Source organism: Klebsiella sp. BIGb0407, from assembly GCF_024807845.1.
GTDB lineage: Bacteria > Pseudomonadota > Gammaproteobacteria > Enterobacterales > Enterobacteriaceae > JGM124.
Genome location: NZ_JANUEQ010000002.1, coordinates 1 through 21,759, shown reverse-complemented (window position 1 = coordinate 21,759; position 21,759 = coordinate 1). Strand labels below are relative to the sequence as shown.

14 protein-coding genes and 1 tRNA gene are annotated in these 21,759 nt (G+C 48.8%); 13 read left to right on the top strand and 2 right to left on the bottom strand.

Annotated features, from left to right (window positions below):
* The first annotated feature begins 201 nt into the window (after window positions 1–201).
* The 12 genes from rppH (at window position 202) to recD (ending at window position 18,590) form a co-directional block, all read left to right on the top strand.
* The gene (gene rppH, locus M2387_RS07345; RefSeq protein ID WP_259048392.1) at window positions 202–732 is read left to right on the top strand and encodes an RNA pyrophosphohydrolase; all 531 of its coding nucleotides are present in this window, start codon (window positions 202–204) and stop codon (window positions 730–732) included.
* A 12-nt stretch (window positions 733–744) separates the two neighbouring features.
* Window positions 745–2,991, top strand: a complete 2,247-nt coding sequence (gene ptsP / locus M2387_RS07340; protein WP_259048389.1) for a phosphoenolpyruvate--protein phosphotransferase — start codon at window positions 745–747, stop codon at window positions 2,989–2,991.
* Between the two features lie 175 nt (window positions 2,992–3,166).
* Window positions 3,167–4,042 (top strand): prolipoprotein diacylglyceryl transferase, encoded by an 876-nt coding sequence (lgt, locus tag M2387_RS07335; RefSeq protein ID WP_259048388.1) that lies wholly within the window; start codon window positions 3,167–3,169, stop codon window positions 4,040–4,042.
* A gap of 6 nt (window positions 4,043–4,048) precedes the next feature.
* Window positions 4,049–4,843, top strand: a complete 795-nt coding sequence (gene thyA / locus M2387_RS07330; protein WP_259048387.1) for a thymidylate synthase — start codon at window positions 4,049–4,051, stop codon at window positions 4,841–4,843.
* 105 nt (window positions 4,844–4,948) lie between these two features.
* Window positions 4,949–5,485 (top strand): prepilin peptidase-dependent protein, encoded by a 537-nt coding sequence (locus M2387_RS07325; protein WP_310572762.1) that lies wholly within the window; start codon window positions 4,949–4,951, stop codon window positions 5,483–5,485.
* Window positions 5,485–6,036 (top strand): prepilin peptidase-dependent protein, encoded by a 552-nt coding sequence (locus tag M2387_RS07320; protein WP_259048384.1) that lies wholly within the window; start codon window positions 5,485–5,487, stop codon window positions 6,034–6,036. The genes M2387_RS07325 and M2387_RS07320 overlap by 1 nt, the downstream gene beginning before the upstream one ends.
* The gene (locus M2387_RS07315) at window positions 6,033–6,467 is read left to right on the top strand and encodes a YgdB family protein (RefSeq protein WP_259048382.1); all 435 of its coding nucleotides are present in this window, start codon (window positions 6,033–6,035) and stop codon (window positions 6,465–6,467) included. The genes M2387_RS07320 and M2387_RS07315 overlap by 4 nt, the downstream gene beginning before the upstream one ends.
* Window positions 6,468–6,469: 2 nt before the next feature.
* Window positions 6,470–6,790, top strand: coding sequence for a prepilin-type N-terminal cleavage/methylation domain-containing protein (locus M2387_RS07310; protein WP_259048380.1), 321 nt, complete (start codon window positions 6,470–6,472; stop codon window positions 6,788–6,790).
* 7 nt (window positions 6,791–6,797) lie between these two features.
* On the top strand, window positions 6,798–10,172 hold the full coding sequence (recC, locus tag M2387_RS07305) for an exodeoxyribonuclease V subunit gamma (protein WP_259048378.1): 3,375 nt from the start codon (window positions 6,798–6,800) through the stop codon (window positions 10,170–10,172).
* Window positions 10,173–10,317: 145 nt separating this feature from the next.
* Complete coding sequence (gene ptrA, locus M2387_RS07300) at window positions 10,318–13,206, top strand: pitrilysin (RefSeq protein ID WP_259048376.1); 2,889 nt, start codon at window positions 10,318–10,320, stop codon at window positions 13,204–13,206.
* Window positions 13,206–16,748 carry an exodeoxyribonuclease V subunit beta gene (recB, locus tag M2387_RS07295; protein ID WP_259048374.1) on the top strand — a complete coding sequence of 1,181 codons (3,543 nt, stop codon included), beginning with the start codon at window positions 13,206–13,208 and terminating at the stop codon, window positions 16,746–16,748. The genes ptrA and recB overlap by 1 nt, the downstream gene beginning before the upstream one ends.
* Window positions 16,749–18,590, top strand: a complete 1,842-nt coding sequence (gene recD, locus M2387_RS07290) for an exodeoxyribonuclease V subunit alpha (RefSeq protein WP_259048372.1) — start codon at window positions 16,749–16,751, stop codon at window positions 18,588–18,590. It abuts the gene before it with no gap.
* 45 nt (window positions 18,591–18,635) lie between these two features.
* Here recD and argA read toward each other — a convergent pair whose 3' ends face one another.
* Window positions 18,636–19,967: an amino-acid N-acetyltransferase gene (argA, locus tag M2387_RS07285; protein WP_259048370.1), complete on the bottom strand. Its 1,332-nt coding sequence runs from the start codon at window positions 19,965–19,967 to the stop codon at window positions 18,636–18,638.
* A 223-nt stretch (window positions 19,968–20,190) separates the two neighbouring features.
* Here argA and amiC point away from each other — a divergent pair, with 223 nt between their 5' ends.
* Window positions 20,191–21,441: an N-acetylmuramoyl-L-alanine amidase AmiC gene (gene amiC / locus M2387_RS07280; protein ID WP_259048368.1), complete on the top strand. Its 1,251-nt coding sequence runs from the start codon at window positions 20,191–20,193 to the stop codon at window positions 21,439–21,441.
* Window positions 21,442–21,551: 110 nt separating this feature from the next.
* Here the strand turns inward: amiC and M2387_RS07275 are convergent.
* Window positions 21,552–21,628 (bottom strand) — tRNA-Met (locus M2387_RS07275).
* Window positions 21,629–21,759: the final 131 nt, after the last annotated feature.

Sequence of the window (21,759 nt, the reverse complement as noted above, 5' to 3'; positions counted from 1 at the left end):
TAATTCTAGGGTTCTGCACAGTTATATCCACAGAAAAAGTGAATAAAACCGGGTGTGACAGCTTACCCCTGTTTATAACCCTGCGTTTTTTTGTGAGTTATTCAAATGTTATTCTATTTACAGCATGTTTATAGAGTGGTTTACCGCCTGACACTTGTATGAAACAATCATCGTAATCTAAGTTTGTTTTGGGGTAGTCCGGTGATCGATGATGATGGCTACCGCCCAAACGTTGGGATCGTAATATGTAATCGGCAAGGACAGGTGATGTGGGCTCGTCGTTTTGGTCAGCACTCCTGGCAATTTCCGCAGGGTGGCATTAATCCTGGCGAGTCAGCTGAACAGGCAATGTACAGGGAGCTTTTCGAAGAGGTCGGTTTACAGCGAAAAGATGTGCGTATTCTTGCTTCGACCCGAAATTGGTTGCGTTACAAATTACCCAAACGTCTGGTGCGTTGGGACACAAAGCCGGTTTGTATCGGCCAGAAACAAAAATGGTTTCTTTTGCAGTTGGTGGGCAATGACTCCGCTATTAATATGCAAACCAGCAGTACGCCTGAGTTTGACGGGTGGCGCTGGGTCAGTTATTGGTATCCGGTAAGGCAAGTTGTTTCATTTAAACGCGATGTTTATCGGCGGGTAATGAAGGAGTTTTCCAGCTTTGTTATGCCACTGCAGGAAGTGACTCCACCACGTAATAATACGCCAGTATGGCGACGTAAAAGAGGTTAAGTCACGCCAAAGATGCTGACTCGTTTGCGAGAAATTGTCGAAAAAGTTGCCAGTGCGCCGCGCCTCAATGAGGCGCTGGATATTCTGGTAACCGAAATCTGTGAAGCGATGGATACAGAAGTGTGTTCCGTCTACTTAGCCGATAACGACAGACACTGTTTTTATTTGATGGCCACACGTGGTTTAAAAAAACCACGTGGCCGTTCAGTGACGCTGGCATTTGATGAAGGCATTGTTGGTCTGGTCGGGCGTCTTGCTGAGCCTATTAACCTGGCTGATGCACAAAAGCATCCTAGTTTTAAATATATTCCTTCCGTCAAAGAAGAGCATTTTCGGGCTTTTCTTGGGGTTCCGGTTATCCAGCGTCGGCAGTTGCTGGGTGTCCTGGTGGTACAGCAACGCGAACTACGCCAGTATGATGAAAGTGAAGAGTCATTTCTGGTTACGCTTGCGACTCAAGTCGCCGCTATTTTATCCCAATCTCAGCTGACAGCTCTGTTCAGACAGTACAGACACACGCGTATTCGTGCGCTGCCTGCCTCACCGGGTGTGGCAATTGCTGAAGGCTGGGTTGATGCCACGCTGCCTCTGATGGAACAGGTATCAGAAGCCTCGACGCTGGATATTGTCTCTGAGCGTGAACGTCTGATGACGGCGTTAGAAGAGTCAGCGGCCGAATTCCGGCGTTACAGTAAGCGCTTCTCGGCTGGAGCGCAGAAAGAAACGGCTGCTATCTTTGACTTATATTCTCATTTACTCAGTGACACCCGGTTACGGCGAGAACTGTTCGCAGAAGTCGACAACGGTTCTGTCGCCGAATGGGCGGTGAAAAAGGTCATTGAAAAGTTTGCTGCTCAGTTTGCCAGTCTGACTGACAGTTACTTAAAAGAACGTTCCGGTGATTTAAGAGCTTTGGGACAAAGGGTCCTGTTTCATCTCGATGATAGCATTCAAAGCCCCAGCACCTGGCCTGAGCGTTTTATTCTGGTTGCTGATGAACTCTCCGCGGCAACGCTTGCTGAACTACCGCAAAACCGCCTTGCTGGAATAGTGGTACGCGATGGTGCAGTGAATTCCCATGCTGCGATCATGGTACGGGCATTAGGTATTCCTACTGTCACCGGGGCGGATATTCAGCCTTCGTTCTTACATCGCCGTACGCTGATTGTTGATGGTTATCGCGGTGAGTTACTGGTTGAGCCAGAACGTGTACTGCTAAAAGAGTATCAGCGTCTGGTGAGTGAGGAAAATGAACTCAGTCGCCTGGTCGAAGATAAAGTTGATGAGCCGGGGCAGTTGAAAAGTGGCGAACGGGTTCAGGTGATGCTCAATGCGGGGTTAAGCCCTGAACATGAAGCTAAACTGGGGAAACGTATCGACGGTATTGGGCTGTATCGTACTGAAATTCCCTTTATGTTACAGAGCGGTTTCCCGTCAGAGGAAGAGCAAATTGCTCAGTATCAGGGAATGTTGCAGCTGTTTAATGATAAACCTGTGACCTTACGCACCCTCGATGTCGGGGCTGATAAAGCACTGCCTTACATGCCTATCATCGAGGAGAACCCCTCTCTTGGCTGGCGTGGAATTCGTATCACTCTCGATCAGCCTGAGATCTTTTTAATTCAAGTACGTGCCATGCTGCGTGCTAATGCAGCGACCAGTAATCTCAGTATTCTACTACCGATGATAACCAGCATCGAAGAGTTAGATGAAGCATGCAAGCTGATTCAGCGGGCAGAGCATGAAGTTGAAGCTTCTCTGGGCTATGAATTGCCTGAATTCCGTTTAGGGGTGATGGTCGAAGTTCCTTCTATGCTGTTTATGTTTAAGCATCTGGCTACCCGGGTTGATTTTATCTCAGTTGGCACTAATGACTTGACCCAATATTTACTGGCGGTAGATAGAAATAACACCCGAGTGGCAAGTCTCTACGATAGCCTGCATCCGGCGGTGTTACAGGCATTAGATATGATAGCGAAGGAAACCCGGCGCTACGGTATCGGCCTCGCGTTATGTGGCGAAATGGCGGGCGATCCGCGCTGTGTTGCTCTGCTAGTGGGCTTGGGGTATCGGCATTTATCCATGAATGGCCGCTCGGTTGCGCGTGTTAAATATTTGCTGCGCCACATTGAAAGAGAAGACGCTGAAGCGTTGGCCCAGGCTAGCATTGGCGCTCAGACAGCTGCCGAAGTTCGTCAGCAGGTAACTGAATTCATGGAAAAAAGAGGGATGGGCGGTCTGATTCGTGGTGGTCGTTAACTGTTGGCATCCGGCTGATATGAAAAATAGCATTACACATCTTTTACAACTTCGTTAATCAATCACTTCCCGCCTTTATGCTATGATGCGCTGCTTTCGGAGCGCATTCCTGGTAATGCGTATTTGTAATTCCACCATCCACTTATGGTGGTGTAACAATGGCTTGTGGTGACAGATGAACAGTGGCTATCTGCGTTTCCCTGAATTTGACCCGGTGCTTTTTTCTATCGGGCCTATTTCTTTGCACTGGTACGGCATGATGTACCTTATCGGCTTTATATTTGCGATGTGGCTTGCCGGCCGCCGTGCTAACCGTCCGGGTAGCGGATGGACAAAAAATGAAGTTGAAAACCTGCTTTATGCTGGCTTTGTTGGCGTATTCGTTGGTGGACGACTGGGGTATGTATTTTTCTACAATTTCCCTGTGTTCCTTGCCGACCCGCTCTATTTATTCAAAGTCTGGGATGGCGGAATGTCCTTCCATGGCGGGCTTATCGGCGTCATCTGCGTCTTGATTATCTACGCGCGTCGAACCAAACGCTCATTTTTCCAGGTGTCTGACTTTATTGCTCCGCTGATCCCTTTCGGACTGGGTGCTGGGCGTCTGGGCAATTTTATTAATGGTGAACTCTGGGGGCGTGTTGACCCAAGTTTTAAATGGGCAATGCTATTCCCTGAATCACGGCGGGAAGATATCGGCCTGCTGGCCAGTCATCCGGAATGGCAATCCTTATTTAATCAATACGGTAGCCTGCCACGTCATCCTTCACAGCTGTATCAGCTATTACTGGAAGGCGTTGTTCTGTTCATCATTCTGAATGTGTTTGTACGTAAGTCTCGCCCTGTGGGCGCGGTATCCGGCTTGTTCTTAATCGGTTACGGCATCTTCCGTATTATTTCTGAATTCTTCCGTCAGCCTGATGCTCAGTTTACCGGTGAGTGGGTACAATACATCAGCATGGGTCAAATCCTCTCGATTCCAATGGTTATCGCGGGTGTTATCATGATGGTTTGGGCCTACCGCCGTCGCCCACAACCGCAATTATCCTGAGGTGATATGAAACAGTATCTTGATTTGATGAAGATGGTGCTTGAAGAGGGCACACCCAAAGATGATCGTACCGGAACCGGGACTTTATCTATTTTTGGCCATCAGATGCGCTTTAATCTGCAGGAAGGTTTTCCTTTAGTCACTACTAAAAAATGTCATTTGCGCTCGATTATTCACGAGCTGCTGTGGTTTTTACAAGGGGACACCAATGTCGCTTATCTGCATGAAAATAATGTGAAGATATGGGATGAATGGGCGGATGAAAACGGTGATTTAGGTCCGGTATACGGTAAGCAGTGGCGTTCATGGACAGCACCAGATGGTAGCCATATTGACCAGATAACAAAGGTCATTCAGCAACTGAAAAGCGATCCGGATTCCAGACGTATTATTGTATCCGCATGGAATGTCGGTGAGCTGGATCAGATGGCGCTGGCACCTTGCCATGCTTTTTTCCAGTTCTATGTTGCTAATGGCAAGCTGTCTTGTCAGCTTTATCAGCGTTCGTGCGATATCTTCCTCGGTCTGCCGTTTAACATCGCCAGCTATGCGTTGCTGGTGCATATGATGGCACAGCAGTGCGACCTGGAAGTGGGTGACTTTGTCTGGACTGGAGGAGATACGCACTTATACCTCAACCATCTCGAACAGGCTCGTCTGCAGCTTACTCGTGAGCCGCGTCCTCTGCCGCAACTGGTTATCAAACGTAAACCCGAATCGTTGTTTGATTATCGTTTTGAAGACTTTGAAATCACGGGCTATGACCCGCATCCTGCGATTAAAGCACCGGTAGCGATTTAACTCTAAGCATACTCCTATCTCTAAAACCCATGCGCATACCTCTGCTCATGGGTTTTTTTTCGAGAATAATTACAGCTGCTATGAAATTTTCTGCAACGATATCGAGTGATTTCGAGGACGCTCGGCGTCTGTTATTTCGCTGATAGCCAGCTAGCTGATAACGGGCATACTGATGCCATGAACAAGACAATACAGGGCTTTAGCCTGATAGAAATGATGATTGTTATGCTAGTGATTGCCATCCTGAGTTCTGGTGCTATTTATGGCTTTCAGCAATGGCAGCACCATCAGCGGCTCTGGCAAACCGCCCATCAGCTTAGTCAGTTTCTGCACCATTTACGGAGTGATGCTAACGGATTTAATCGTGACCATATACTGACCCTATGGCAGCAACAGGGTAGCTGGTGCCTCACAACAGAGCGGTATGTCGGTAAGCCTTGTGTAACCCCAAGTCAGTGGCAATTTATTCCGCGCTTTCAAGAGGTATCATTAAGTGAAATGACCCCAGAACTGGGTTTTTATGGCGTAATGAATACCGCAAAGCCCGGGCATATTATTTTAAACAATGCCGCAGGGCAGCGAAAAATCATTATTTCTGTCTGGGGACGCATCCGCACTCTCGCCATGGCGGAGAAAACATAATGCGATTAAGCCAGCAGGGTTTTACGCTGATTGAAGTTCTGGTGGCATTGGCTCTCAGCGGCGTACTGCTGTTGGGTTCGATGCGCCTTTTTCCCACGCTGCAAAGAAGTATTCTGCGTGACTATCAGTCTGCCTGCGTGCGTGAATCAGTCTGGCAGCTGGCATACCGTATCGGTAAGCATCTTCAGCGTGCAGGATACTGTCGCGGCGTCTGTAAAACTCCAGCCTTGCAAATCGAACAAGGCGGAAGTCGGGTAATGATTCAGTGGCAAGCGCCTGACCGGCAGAGTTCTACTGACGGTGAGTACGTGCAGACAGGCTATCGGTTACATCAAGGAACGCTGCAAATTCTGAAAGGGACGAAAGAAGATACCGGCGAGTTATGGGAAAAAATCTCGGATCCTGAATTGATGATGCTGACTCATTTTTCTGTCACACAGCTGTTACGTAAAGCCAGCCCACCGCTGCTGGAAATTAATCTGACTGCAAGACAAAAACAGACTTCATCACTCATCAAAGTACGGCATATCGTCAGAGGAGAAAATTTATGAGCCTATCCCGTGAAGCCGGGCATAGTACCCTACTGATGGTAATGATGTTGTTACTATTAGGATTAATGATGATGGCAGGGCTGTCATCCTATCTTGCCGCCCAGCGGCAGTGGGGAATGAAAGAGGTCAGAACAATAGTCCGTTATGCCGGAGCACAATCAGCGCTGGCATGGGGGGCAGAACAGCAGTGGTCGCCGCAACAACGCTGGCAATGTCAGACTGAGGCATTATCCGGGCTACATGCTTGTTTATATCAACTGAAGAGTAATGAAGTATTACTGGCAGGAACCTTAGTTGATGGCAATTTGTCTGAAAATTTGGTTTTTTGGCGCTGGGGTGAGGTGAAAAAAGGTAAATTTATAGCCAGTAATCATGGATGGCTGGATTATTGTCCTTTAAGCGATAAAACACGCTGTAATCTGGCATCATAATCGTGCGGCAACGAGGTTTTAGTTTACCTGAAACATTATGTGCACTGGTGCTATTTGCTGCGGTCATTATTTTGCTATTGAATTATCATCGCGGGTTACAACAAGAGGCTGAAGCACAATGGCAGACCCGGCAGCTCTGGCGTTATGCGCTTGAGCAGACGGAACCCGAATCGCCTTCTTTACCGGACGGGTGGTCAGTACAAAAGCAGCAGATATCCTGCGGGGATTGTCTCTGTATCAGTGTCACGATAACCAGCCCCCAGGGACGTCTCGGGCAGTTATCAAAACGGATTCGTCCGTTCCCTAAATCTAATCAGGAGTAGCGATTTCATGTTACGTGTCTACCATTCTAACCGCCTTGATGTGCTTGAAGAAATTATGGAGTTCATTGTTGAACGCCAGCCTCTGGCAGATGTGCTGGAGCCAGAAGTCGTACTGGTGCAAAGCACGGGAATGGCGCAATGGTTACAAATGACGCTGGCACAAAAATTTGGTATCGCTGCCAATATCCAGTTCCCACTACCGGCGAGCTTTATCTGGGAAATGTTCAGCTGTGTCTTGCCGGGTATTCCTGAGCAGAGTGCTTTCAACAAACAGAGTATGAGCTGGAAGCTGATGGCTCTTATCCCGGACATGCTCAGTGAAGCCCCCTTTGCTCAGCTCAAACACTATCTCCAGGAAGATGATAATAACCGTAAGCTTTTCCAGCTCGCCTCACGCATTGCGGATCTCTACGACCAATATTTGGTGTATCGTCCCGGCTGGTTAAGTCGCTGGGAAAAGGGAGAGTGGATAGATAATGCAGGGGAAGCACAGCAGTGGCAGGCACCGCTGTGGGCGGCCTTAGTTCGTTATACGGCCGATTTGGGTCACCCCCAATGGCATCGAGCTAACCTTTACCAGCGTTTTATCAAGGTACTTGAAGAGAGTGACACCTGTCCTCCCGGGTTGCCTTCACGTATTTTTCTTTGTGGTATATCTGCACTCCCGCCAGTTTATCTTCAGGCGCTACAGGCATTAGGAAGGCATATTGATATTCATGTCTTATTTACTAATCCTTGTCGTTACTACTGGGGTGATATTAAAGACTCTGCGTTTCTGGCACGCCTGACCCAGCGTCGTCGTCGCCGTCATTTAGCTGACAATGAGCATGGGTTATTTAAAAATAATGACAGCGCAGCAGCGCTCTTTAATACACTGGGGGAACAGGACACGGCTAACCCACTGCTAGCCTCATGGGGAAAGCTGGGGCGGGATTATGTTTATCTGCTCTCAGAGCTGGAACAATTTGAAGAGATTGATGTTTTTGTCGATATTGAGCCAGACAACCTGTTGCACAAGCTGCAATACGATCTGCTGGAGTTAAAAAATAGTGCCGTGCTGGGGCTGACTGAGGAAGAGTTTAACCGCAGCGATAATAAGCAACAACTGGACCCGGATGATAGCTCTGTGACCTTCCATGAGTGCCATAGCCCACAGCGCGAAGTTGAAATCCTGCATGATAAGCTACTGGCGATGTTGCAGGACGATCCGAACTTAAAACCGCGCGATATTATTGTCATGGTTGCAGATATCGACAGTTACAGCCCCTTTATTCAGGCTGTTTTTGGTAATGCTCGTGACGACCGCTGGTTACCTTTTACCCTTTCGGACCGTCGTGCCAGCCACGCTCACCCTGCACTACAAGCCTTTATCAGTTTACTTTCGTTACCAGAAAGTCGCTTCTTAGCCGAAGATGTGCTGGCGCTGCTGGAAGTTTCATCCCTGGCCAGTCGTTTCTCCATCGATGAGGAAGGTTTACGTTATTTGCGTCAATGGGTCAGCGAGTCTGGTATCCGCTGGGGGCTGGATGACGACAACGTACGTCAGCAAGAATTACCTGCTACGGGGCAACATACCTGGCGTTTTGGTCTGACACGCATGTTGCTGGGTTATGCCATGGAAAGTGAGGCTGGAGTCTGGGACTCAGTTCTTCCTTTTGACGAGTCGAGCGGTTTAATTGCAAAGCTTGTAGGGCAACTGGCTGAGTTATTAATGCGTCTTAATCAGTGGCGACAAGTTCTCGCTGAACCGAGATCGCTGGAAGAGTGGCTGCCGTTATGCAAAGAGATGCTGGCCTGCTTTTTCCAGGCCGATGACGAATCTGAAGAGGCTTTAGCCCTAATCGAATCTCAGTGGCAGGAGATGATTGAGCAGGGCGTTCAGGCCGCGTATAACCAGCCCGTATCTCTGGTCCTGCTGCGCAGTGCATTATCTCAACGCCTTGATAATCAAAGAATGAGTCAGCGTTTTCTGGCAGGTCAGGTTAACTTCTGTACCCTGATGCCGATGCGTGCTATTCCGTTTAAAGTGGTTTGTCTGCTTGGCATGAACGATGGCGTTTATCCTCGAACTCTTGCCCCATTAGGCTTTGACTTAATCAGCCAGAATCCACAGCGTGGCGACAGAAGCCGGCGTGACGATGACCGCTATCTGTTTCTTGAAGCCTTGAGTTCCGCAGAGCGGCGTTTATATATCAGTTATATTGGTCGTTCGATTCAGGATAACAGTCGCCGCTATCCTTCGGTATTAGTGGAAGAGTTACTGGACTACATCGTTAATAGTCACTATTTACCGGGTGATGAGCAGCTGGATATTGATGCCAGTAGTGAGCGAGTTAAGCGACATTTGATTGTGCAGCATTCCCGTACACCCTTTGCCAGTGACAATTACCTGCCTGAAGATGCTGCCCAAAGCTTTGCTGAGGAATGGCTCTCAGCAGCAAATCAACAAGGAGAAGCGCATGCTCCTTTTATTGTTGAGCCGTTACCCGTTATCCCGTTTGATGAAATATCTCTGGAACAGTTACAGCGTTTCTGGCGTCATCCTGTACGCGCATTTTTCCAGACCAGGCTAGGCGTCAATTTCCGCCTTGATGAGACGGAATTACCCGATAGTGAGCCTTTTACGCTTGATTCGCTTGAAAGTTTCTTACTGAATCAAAAAGTTCTGAATACCTTAATAGAACAGGACGACCCCCAGCAACTCTTCACCCGTTATCGGGCCGCAGGCGAGCTACCCTATGGGGCATTTGGCGAAATTATCTGGGAAAAGCAGCAGGCAGAAATGCAAATTCTTGCAGAAAAAATCATTGCTGCACGCCAGCCGACAGAAAACTGGGAAGTGGACTTATCTATTGCTGGCGTTCGTTTTACTGGCTGGCTTTCTGATGTTCAGCCGCAAGGTTTATTACGCTGGCGACCTTCGATTTTAACGGTCGGTCACGGCTTACAATTATGGCTTGAGCATCTTGTCTGGTCTGCGTCCGGGGGAAGGGGCGAAAGCTGTATGTATGGGCGTAAAGATTCGGAGTGGCGCTTTCCGCTAATGGAGAAAGATCAGGCGTATCATTACCTGGAACAGCTCATTGAAGGTTATAAAAAAGGGGTTAATCAGCCACTGATTCTATTGCCGCAAAGTGGTGGGGTATGGCTAAAGGCTTGTTTTGACCCACAACAAGATGCCATTCTATGGGATGAGCAGACTCAGCTAAAAGCCAGAAGTAAGCTCGTTTCTTCGTGGGAAGGAAATACCCTGGTTGAGGGTGAAGGTGCCGATATCTGGTTACAACGCTTGCATCGCTCATTGGATGAGAGTTACTACAAAGCGATTATCAGTGAGGCTGAAAACTATCTGTTACCGGTTTTCCGTTTCAACCAAAGTTAAACAGAAGCGAGTCATGATAATTTAGTGCTAGTAGCTCATCTATGATGCATTTTGATACTTCGTGTCTATGTCAGGTAGTCAAAATTTCAGTCGGCTGACTCGACAAAATTTGAGAATAAATAGGTACGTAAGACGAGGTTTTTTTATGCCGAAAAGCATCAAGAGATTTACTGTTATTTGTTTGTCTATTTTTGCCCTTTGGGCGCCAGGTTCTTATGCCGGGAGCGGATGGCAGGTACTTCCTGAGACCATTCGAAAAAGTGAAAAAGATCCTCGTGAGTACCAGGCTATTCGTTTAGATAATGGTATGACAGTACTGCTGGTATCGGACCCGCAGGCCGTTAAATCACTTTCAGCCCTTGTGGTTCCGATAGGATCGCTCGCCGATCCTGATGAGCATCCCGGTCTTGCGCATTATCTTGAACATATGACGTTAATGGGTTCTAAAAAATACCCGGATCCGGATAGCCTGGCGGAATATCTCAAGAAACATGGCGGTAGCCATAATGCCAGCACTGCACCTTATCGTACCGCGTATTATCTGGAAGTTGAAAATGATGCTTTGGCGGGAGCGGTTCAACGCCTTGCTGATGCCATTGCAGAACCGACGCTGGATCAAAAATATGCGGAGCGTGAACGCAATGCGGTTAATTCAGAATTAACCATGGCCCGTTCTCGTGACGGAATGCGTATGGCTCAGGTGAGTGCTGAAACCCTGAACCCCGCACATCCTGGCTCACGTTTTTCTGGTGGGAATCTTGAAACGCTCAGCGATAAACCGAACAGCTTGCTACGGGATGCGTTATTAGCTTTCCGGGATAAATACTACTCTGCAAACCTGATGCGCGCTGTTATCTATAGCAATAAACCCTTACCAGAACTGGCAACAATTGCCGCAAACACTTACGGGTTGGTGGAGAATAAAAATATTGAGCAGCCTGTGATTAATGTACCTGTAGTCACTGATGCTCAAAAAGGGATTTTTATTCACTATGTACCCGCGGTGCCACGTAAAGCAATACGGGTCGAATTTCGTATAGACAATAATAGCGATAAATTTCGCAGCAAAACCGATGAGTTAATTGGTTATCTGATAGGAAATCGTAGCCATAATACGCTTTCTGACTGGCTACAACAGCAGGGGCTTGCAGACAGTATTAGCGCGAGCGCTGATCCTATGGCGACTGGAAATAGCGGTGTATTTTCTATCACTGTTTCTCTTACCGACAAAGGGCAGGCGAATCGTGACGAAGTCGTGGCGGCGATTTTCTCATACATTAATACGTTAAAAACAGAGGGCATTGATAAACGTTATTTTAACGAGCTTGCTCATGTTCTGGATTTGGATTTCCGCTATCCCTCTATCACCCGCGATATGGGCTATGTTGAGTGGCTGGGCGATACTATGTTACGCGTTCCGGTATCTCACACACTTGATGCCGTGAACATTGCAGATAAATTCGATCCTGAGTCAATCCGTTCCCGTCTGGAGGAAATGACGCCGCAGAACGCACGTATCTGGTATATCAGCCCGGAAGAGCCACATGATAAAACCGCTTACTTTGTTGATGCTCCCTATAAAGTCGATAAAATCTCGAACCAGACCATAGATACATGGCAAGAAAAAGCACAAGCTCTGAAGCTCGAGTTACCGGCACTGAATCCCTATATTCCGGATAATTTCACCGTCTATACTCCAGAGAAGCAGTACTCACGCCCTGAAATGTTGTTGAACGAAGATAATGTCAGGGTGATGTATATGCCAAGCCAGCACTTTGCCAGTGAACCTAAAGTGGATGTCACCATGATATTGCGTAATCCCAATGCCATGGACACTATGAAACATCAGGTTCTGTTTGCTCTGAATGACTATCTGGCAGGTTTAGCTCTGGATGAACTGAGTCAGCGTGCTTCTGTGGGAGGAATTGGTTTTTCTTCCCATGCCAATAGCGGGTTAATGATTACCGCTAATGGTTATACGCAACAGCTGCCTAAGCTGTTTGAGGAGCTGGTTAGCGGGTATTTTTCTTATACTCCTACAGAAGAACAGTTTATCCAGGCCAAGTCCTGGTATGAGCAAATACTGAGCGCTGCGGATAAAGGCAAAGCTTATGAGCAAGCCTTGCTTCCTGCCCAGGTTATCTCTCAGTTACCCTACTTTCAGCGTAAAGATCGCAAGGAATTATTACCGACATTAACGTTGAAAGACCTGCTTGAATATCGTGAAAATTTAAAAAGTCACTCACGTGCGGAGTTCCTGATAGTCGGCAATATGACGCCAGAACAGGCAAAATCGCTGGCACATAATGTCAGGGATGCACTGCAACTAAAGGGTGATGAATGGACGCGTAACAGAACTCTCCTGATCGATAAAAAGAATCAGGTTATTTTTCAGCAGCCTGGCACCAGTAGCGATTCTGCCCTGTCCGCAGTCTATGTTCCTGCGGGCTATGATGAAGCGACCAGTGAAGCCTACAGCTTAATGATTGGTCAGATTATCCAGCCATGGTTCTATAACCAGCTCAGAACTCAGGAGCAGCTGGGTTATGTGGCCTCTGCTTTTCCTGTTGCCATAGGACAGCAGTGGGGAGTGGGGTTTGTACTTCAAAGTAGCGATAAACAGCCTGCCTATCTCTACCAGCGCTTTACCGCGTTTTATCCGGTGATTGAACAACGATTACGTGATATCAGTCCGGAGGACTTCGCACAAATTAAGCAAGGCGTGACAGGTCTGATTCAACAGGCACCGCAGACCCTGGCGGAAGAGGCCTCGCAGCTCAGTAAAGATTTTGACAGACGCAACAGTGCTTATGACTCCCGTGAAAAAATTGTCGAACAAATTAACACCTTAACGCCACAAAAACTGGCTGATTTTTTCCATACTGCCGTGATAGCCCCGCAAGGTATGGCGATGTTATCGCAAGTTTCTGGTAGTGAAGGTGGCGTAGTCGATTATGCGAAGCCTGAAGGCTGGAAAGTGTGGGATACAGTTACCGGGTTACAACAAACTTTACCTGAGGCAAGAGAAAAATAATGTCCGATACCACCGTTCAGTCACTTGATCCCTTAGTCTTGCCACTGCACGGTGAACGGTTAATTGAAGCCTCTGCGGGGACGGGGAAGACATTTACCATTGCGGCACTCTATCTGCGGCTCGTTCTCGGTTTAGGAGGCGCTCAGGCTTTTCCGCGTCCGCTCTCGGTGGAAGAGCTGCTGGTGGTAACTTTTACTGAGGCTGCAACCGAAGAGCTACGCGGCCGTATTCGCGCAAATATTCATGAACTGCGTATTGCCTGCATTCGTAACCATACTCGCAACCCGTTACTGGCTAACCTGCTGACACAGATTCAAGATAAACCCTTGGCTGCGAGAACGCTGTTACTAGCAGAGCAGCAGATGGATGAGGCGGCAATTTTTACTATTCACGGTTTTTGTCAGCGTATGCTGAGCCTGAATGCTTTCGAGTCAGGCATGCTGTTTGAGCAGCAACTGCTGGAGGATGAAGCCTCGTTACGTCGTCAGGCTTGTGCTGATTTCTGGCGTCGTCATTGCTATCCGTTACCAAAAGCTGTGGCTCTTGCCGTCAGTGAGGAATGGTCCGGGCCTGACGCTTTATTACGGGATATCAGCCACTGGCTGCAGGGTGAGAAACCGAATCTGAGACAGAGACTGGCAGATGATGAAACCCTGATAAGCCTGCATAATAAAATTATTACCAGCATTGATACGCTTAAGCAGCAGTGGCTTGCCGCCGAAGGTGAGCTACAGGCGGTAATTGAAACCTCGGGCGTGGATAAGCGTAGTTACAGCAGTAAACATTTGCCTAACTGGCTGGTAATCAATGGTGAGTGGGCGCGGAGTGAAACCCTGAGTTATCAGCTCCCGGATTCGCTGGCTAAATTTTCCCAGACGACTTTGGCTGAAAAAACTAAAAAAGGTGAAGTCCCCAGCCATCCTCTGTTCGTGGCTGTCGAAACCTTACTGGCTCAACCTTTGACGCTACGTAATCTGGTGATTACGCGCGCGCTAGTCGAGATCCGTGACCAGGTACAAGCTGAGAAGGCACGGCGGGGAGAATTAGGCTTTGACGATATGCTAAGCCGCCTTGATAACGCTTTGCATCAGCCCGGGGGGGAAAATCTGGCTGTCTCTATTCGGCAGCGTTTCCCTGTAGCGATGATTGATGAGTTTCAGGATACCGATCCCCAGCAGTATCGTATTTTTCGTTCTCTGTATCTGCAACAGCCGCAGACCGCCATGTTACTGATTGGCGACCCAAAACAGGCTATCTATGCCTTCCGCGGTGCGGATATTTTTACCTATATCAAAGCCCGGAATGAAATCAGCGCGCATTACACGCTGGAAACTAACTGGCGCTCGTCGCCGGCGATGATATCGGCAGTCAATCGGCTATTTCAGCAGGTAGAATCCCCTTTTCTGTTTAACCAGATCCCTTTTTTACCTGTTTTGTCGGCAAAGAAGAATGAGAAGGCGCGGTTTACTCTGAAAGGCGAAACCCAGCATGCACTTAAACTCTGGCTCCAGCCAGGTGAAGGCGTCGGGGTGAATGACTATCAGCAAGCGATGGCCATGCAGTGTGCCAGACAAATTCGTGACTGGCTGACTGCAGGTCAGCAGGGTGAGGCGCTGTTGTGGCAGGGTGATACCGCCGTTGCCGTTGCTGCCTCCGATATCACGGTACTGGTACGTAGCCGCCATGAGGCAACGATTGTCCGCGATGCCTTAAGTAGCCTGAATATCCCCTCGGTCTATCTTTCCAGCCGTGACTCGGTATTTGCCACCCCGGAAGCGCGTGAGTTGTTATGGATTTTACAGGCGGTACTGGCCCCGGAAGTGGAGTCCACGTTGCGCAGTGCCATGGCAACCGGAATGCTCGGGCTCGATGCCCGCGCGTTGGATGAACTGAATCAGAATGAGGCAGACTGGGACAGGCTGGTTGAAGAGTTTTTATCTTACCGTCAGCTCTGGAATCAGCGGGGCGTAATGCCGATGTTACGGGCCTTAATTAAGAAGCGAAAGATTGCCGAAGATTTACTGGCGACTCCAGCCGGAGAACGGCGTTTAACCGATATCCTGCATATCAGTGAATTGCTGCAGGAAGCATGGTTAGATCTCGAAAGTGAGCATGCCCTGGTACGCTGGCTGGGGCAGTATATCGCCGAGCCTGACAGCAATGCATCCAGCCAGCAGCTGCGCCTCGAAAGTGATAAACATCTGGTACAGGTGGTAACGATACATAAGTCAAAAGGCCTTGAGTATTCACTGGTCTGGCTACCTTTTGTCACGAATTACCGCCAGCAGCAAAGTGGTATTTACCACGATCGTAGCACGTATGATTCGCAGCTGGACTTAAGCGATGATGAAGAAAGCCAGCGCCTGGTGGAAGAAGAGCGGCTGGCAGAAGATTTACGTTTACTCTATGTTGCACTGACCCGTTCAGTCTGGCACTGCAGCATTGGGGTTGCTCCTCTGTTTCGTGGCTCTCGTTCTAAAAAAGGGCTGACTGATGTTCATCTCAGCGCTCTGGGATATTTACTGCAACAGGGTACGGCGATGGACTCTTCAGGGCTTGCGGGTCAGTTACAGCTGCTGGAAGATGACGCTATTAGCGTTGAACTCTTATCCTCTCAGGACAATACCCCCTGGCAACCGATTGTCACTGTGCAGCCTGAACTGGCTGTACGTTATTTGACCCGGCCCGTCGCTGATAACTGGCGCGTCACCAGTTATTCCGGACTCCAGCAGCGTGGCGGACATGCCCTGCTGGAATTAATGCCTCGTCTTGATGTTGATGCAGCAGGAGATGCTGTTACTGAGGATTCCCTGTCGCTGACTGTACATACTTTTCCGCGCGGAGCCTCACCCGGTACTTTTTTACATAGCCTGTTTGAAAATATTGATTTTAACCAGCCGGTTGACGGTGAATGGGTTGCCGAACAGCTACGTAATCAGGGAATAAGTGATGAATGGCAGCCGATGATGACGCAGTGGCTGACGTCGATACTTGAGGCTCCATTAAATGACACCGGGGTGAGTCTGCGGCAGTTAACCGCCCGGCAGCGACACGCTGAACTTGAGTTTTATCTGCCTATTGCCAGCGAGCTAAAGGCAGAGAAACTCGATCGCCTGATAAAGTATTATGATCCTTTGTCTGCGGATTGCCCGGCACTGGATTTTCGCGAGGTGAAGGGCATGCTGAAAGGCTTTATTGACCTTGTTTTCTGCTGGCAGGGTAAATATTACCTGCTGGACTATAAATCTAACTGGTTAGGTGAAGAGGGAAGCGCCTATAGCACGCAGGCAATGGAACAGGCCATGAAATCCCATCGCTATGACTTGCAATATCAGCTCTATAGCCTGGCTTTGCATCGTTATTTACGTCATCGCCTTAAGGGGTATGACTATCAGCAGCATTTTGGCGGTGTGATTTATTTGTTCCTGCGAGGCGTCGAGCAAGACAAACCGGGACAAGGTATTTTTACTGCCTGTCCGGATCGGGAACTTATCGAAGCCATGGATCATTTATTTGCCGGTAACAGGGAAGAGGTCGCATAAATGAGTCTGTCACAATTACTCAATCAGGCTGTAGATCTCAAACTGCTGAGTGCCTTAGACGCGCAGTTTTCCATGATGGTTGCCAGTGACGAGCAGCCTGCGGTTATGCTAGCTGCTGCGCTGTTAAGTTATGATGCGGGTGAGGGGCATGTCTGTCTGCCACTGTCTCGCCTTAGCCCTGAATACCTGTTTTCCGGACGCGCACCTGAATTTGCTGCCCGGCTATTTGCCGAAGCGGGAAACCCTCAGCATTGGACGCCACTGCTGCTGGCTTCCCATGCCGTGAGTGATGATGAGAGTGCGACACCGATTAAGCTCGTTAATGACCGTTTATATCTGCACCGGATGTGGCGTAATGAACAGCGAGTGGCCGATTTTTTCGGCACGCATAATCGTAGTGTTCTGTGGGATGAATCCCGGGTACGGGCTGTGCTGGATTCACTGTTTGGTATTAGCGACCAAACCGACTGGCAGAAAGTTGCAGCGGCCGTTGCATTAACCCGAAGAATTTCTGTTATTTCTGGCGGGCCAGGTACAGGTAAAACCACCACTGTCGCTAAGTTGCTGGTAGCCCTGGTACAGCTCTCCGTTGATAAACCATTACGCATTCAACTGGCAGCGCCGACAGGCAAAGCCGCCGCGCGATTAACCGAATCATTAGGCTCTTCACTGCGTCAGTTACCGCTTCATGATAAACAGAAAAACCAGCTGCCGGGGGATGCCTGTACCTTACACCGGCTACTGGGGGCGCAGCGTCAAAGTCAGAGGTTTCGCTATCATGCCGATAATCCACTGCACCTGGATGTACTGGTGGTGGATGAGGCCTCAATGGTTGACTTACCGATGATGGCACGTTTGATTGCTGCCTTACCGCAACATGCCCAGGTTATTTTTTTGGGTGACCGCGATCAGCTGGCATCAGTAGAAGCGGGGGCAGTACTTGGCGATATTTGCCATTATGTGAACGAAGGTTATTCAGCCGGGCGAGCCGGGCAGCTACAGCGTCTGACGGGCTGTGAAGTGCCATCAGGAAAAAACCTGCCTGAAGGTGCACTCCAGGACTGTCTGTGTCTGTTGCGTAAGAGTTATCGTTTTGGTGATGATTCAGGTATTGGTCAGTTAGCTCTGGCCGTTAATAATAGTGATTTGCCTCGTGTCGCCGCTGTTTTTTCCGCAGGGTTTAAGGATATCTCTCATCAAATTCTGCTGGAAACCGAGGACTATGCCGGGATGATAGCGGATGTTGTCGAGGGCTATCGTGGCTATCTGCAACTTGTTAAAGCCCGGGCTGAACCGGCTGCTATCCTTGAGGCTTTTAGTCGTTATCAGCTACTCTGTGCATTGCGTGAAGGCCCCTTTGGTGTCAGTGGATTGAATGAACGTATTGAACTGGCATTAATGCGCGAGCGCTTGATTTATCTGCCAGTAAAATCTACCAGCCGCTGGTATAGCGGTCGCCCGGTGATGATTGCCCGCAATGAAAGTACTCTCGGATTATTTAATGGTGATATCGGCATCGCTCTGGAAAGCGATGAAGGTCTACGTGTCTGGTTCCCGATGCCGGATGGCTCAGTGAAATCAGTACAGCCCAGCCGTCTGCCACAGCACGATACGGCCTGGGTAATGACGGTTCATAAATCGCAGGGCTCTGAATTTGACCACGCAGCGCTGGTGCTGCCGAACCAGTTTATTCCCGTAGTCACCCGCGAACTGGTCTATACCGCCATCACTCGGGCTAAAAAACGTCTGTCACTGTATGCGGATAAAAAGGTTCTGAATAAGGCAGTGATGACGGGAACGGAACGACGCAGTGGGCTGATGGCCATTTTTTCTGCGGGTTGAGAGGGAACAGAGTTCCCTCTCCTAATCATTAACCCAAATGATTTCTCAGGTTAAATCAGCCATCAATACTTTTGATTTACGCTGATAGTTGTACATCTCTTTTTTGCTGGCTGGGAGCTGGTCAACGTCAACCGGCATAAAGCCTCGCTCCTGGAACCAGTGAATACTGCGTGTGGTGAGCACAAACAGCTTGCTAAGACCCATCTGGCGCGCCTGCATTGCCACTCGCTGAAGTAACTCCTCACCGCGCGACGAACTTCGATAGTCAGGATGTACTGCAACACAGGCCATTTCACCGATGCTTTCCTCCGGAAACGGATAGAGTGCAGCGCAGGCAATAGTCAGATTATCTCGCTGAATAATGGTGAACTTATCAATTTCCATTTCCAACTGCTCGCGAGAACGGCGGACCAAAATACCCTGTTGTTCCAGCGGGCTGATTAAATCCAGAATACCGCCAATATCATTGATGGTGGCACGGCGAATTTGTTCCGCACTTTCCATTACGATTTGGGTACCGATACCATCGCGGGAGAACAACTCCTGCAGCAGCGTGCCGTCTTCCTGGTAGCTAATCAGATGGCAACGACGAACCCCACTACGACAGGCCTTTACTGCTCCACGCAGAAAACGAACCGTACCGGAGTGATAATCTCCGGTACTTTCGATAGTCTTGATACGCGCCTCGGCATCGGCCGGAAACAGTTCAGATATTACATTGCCCAGTTCGTCAGTGACCCCTTGAGATGAACAGAAACCAATCATCTTTTCTGCCTTGAGTTTAATGGCCAGCTGAGTGGCAATTTCTTCTGAGGTCAGATTAAAACTTTCGCCAGTGACTGAAACGGCGACTGGGCCCATCAGGACAATAGCGCTGTTGTCTAGCTGGCGATGAATAGCCTCTTCATCAATACGACGAACGCGACCACTGTGGCAGTAATCAACCCCGTCATCGACGCCCAGTGGCTGAGCAATGATAAAGTTTCCGCTGACGACATTGATATGGGCACCGTGCAATGGGGTATTACCGAGGCTCATAGAGAGCCTGGCGGTAATATCGAGCTGCAATAAGCCGGCGGCTTGTTTTACCAGTTCCAGCGTTTTTGCGTCAGTAACACGTGTCTGCTTATGGTAAATCGGTTCATGATGATGGTCGGCAAGATTGGCATCAATCTGCGGACGAGCGCCATACACCACCACCAGGCGTATTCCTAAGCTATGCAACAGACCAATATCATTCACGATACTGGAGAAGTTTTCATGTTCAATGGCCTCGCCCCCTAGCATAATGACAAAGGTTTTACCTCTGTGGGCATTAATATAGGGAACAGAATGGCGAAAACCCTGGACTAGCTCGGTTCTACGTTCCTTTACCACAACACAACCTCACTGCATGAATATTCGTATTTAGTGTATTTTTATTCTATTGTGTCCTCGGGTGCAAGCAGCAATTTCCCTGAAAGCGTAAATTTCTATTTATTATCCATGCAGATCCTTTTCTGAATGTTTACCCTTTTATAGATGACAGTAATACCGTGTTTCGTTAAAGTTTTCGGCTAAAAAAATTATTATTAGAAACCCAGCCTTATTCAGGGGAGCCATGTCAGATTCCAGTTCATTCGTTAGTCGTCGCCGTTTTCTTCAGGGCGCAGGTGCCGTATGGCTATTGAGTGTCAGCAAAGTGGGCTTTGCTGCTTCAAGCCAGGTGGTGGCTGTGCGCGTCTGGCCAGCCTCAACTTACACACGAGTCACTCTGGAATCGACTCAGCTACTTAAATATCGCCAGTTTGCACTCAGTAATCCTGAACGTGTGGTGGTGGATATCGAAGGCGTGAATCTGAACTCAGTATTAAAAGGGTTAGGCGGCCAGATCAGAGGTGATGATCCTTTTATTAAGTCGGCCAGAGTCGGACAATTCGATCCTAAGACGGTGCGCATGGTGTTTGAATTGAAACAAAATGTAACACCGCAGGTCTTTGCTCTGGCACCGGTAGCTGAATTTAAAGAGCGACTGGTCATGGATCTTTATCCTGCCAATATGAATAACCAGCAAGATCCGCTGTTAGCGTTGCTGGAAGATTACAATAGTGGTCAGCTAGAGAAAAAAATGCCAGCGCAGCAAGGACCGCAGCCGGGTAAAGCAGGGCGAGACAGGCCGATTGTTATCATGCTCGATCCCGGTCATGGTGGTGAGGACCCGGGAGCCATTGGCCCGAATAAGACCCGGGAAAAAGACATTGTTCTCAGTATCGCACGCAGGTTAAAAGCGCTGATTGATAAAGAGGGCAATATGAAAGCCTATATGACGCGTAATGAAGATATCTTTATTCCGTTAAAAGTCCGTGTAGCCAAGGCCCAGAAGCAACGTGCTGACCTGTTTATCTCTATCCATGCTGATGCCTTTACTTCTCAAGCGGCGCGAGGATCATCGGTATTTGCTCTTTCCACTAAAGGGGCCACCAGTACCGCAGCAAAATTCCTGGCACAGACCCAGAACGCCGCTGACTTAATTGGTGGGGTAAGTAAAAGTGGCGATCGCTATCTTGACCACACCATGTTCGATATGGTGCAGTCTCTTACCATTAACGACAGTCTAAAGTTTGGTAAAGAAGTCTTACAGCGCATGGGACGCGTCAATAAACTGCATAAAAATACTGTCGATCAGGCGGGCTTTGCCGTTCTTAAAGCACCTGATATTCCTTCTATTCTGGTTGAAACGGCTTTTCTCAGTAACCGTGAAGAAGAGCGTAAACTGCGTACGGCTAAATTCCAGCAGGAAGTGGCAGAGTCGATTCTGGCGGGGATTAAGGCCTATTTTGCTGATCGAACCACACTGGCACGACGCGGATAGACTAACCAGAAAATATTGGAAGGGAATTTCAGTAGCCGGAAACGGCTACATATTAATCAATGATAAATTTCAGGCAAAAAAAAACACCTTTCGGTGTCTTAATTTAGTATTGGTTGCGGAGGCCGGATTTGAACCGACGACCTTCGGGTTATGAGCCCGACGAGCTACCAGGCTGCTCCACCCCGCGTCCGTCTACTACGATTACTGCTGTTTTCACTAATTTTTTATGCCGTGGCATAAATTGGTTGCGGAGGCCGGATTTGAACCGACGACCTTCGGGTTATGAGCCCGACGAGCTACCAGGCTGCTCCACCCCGC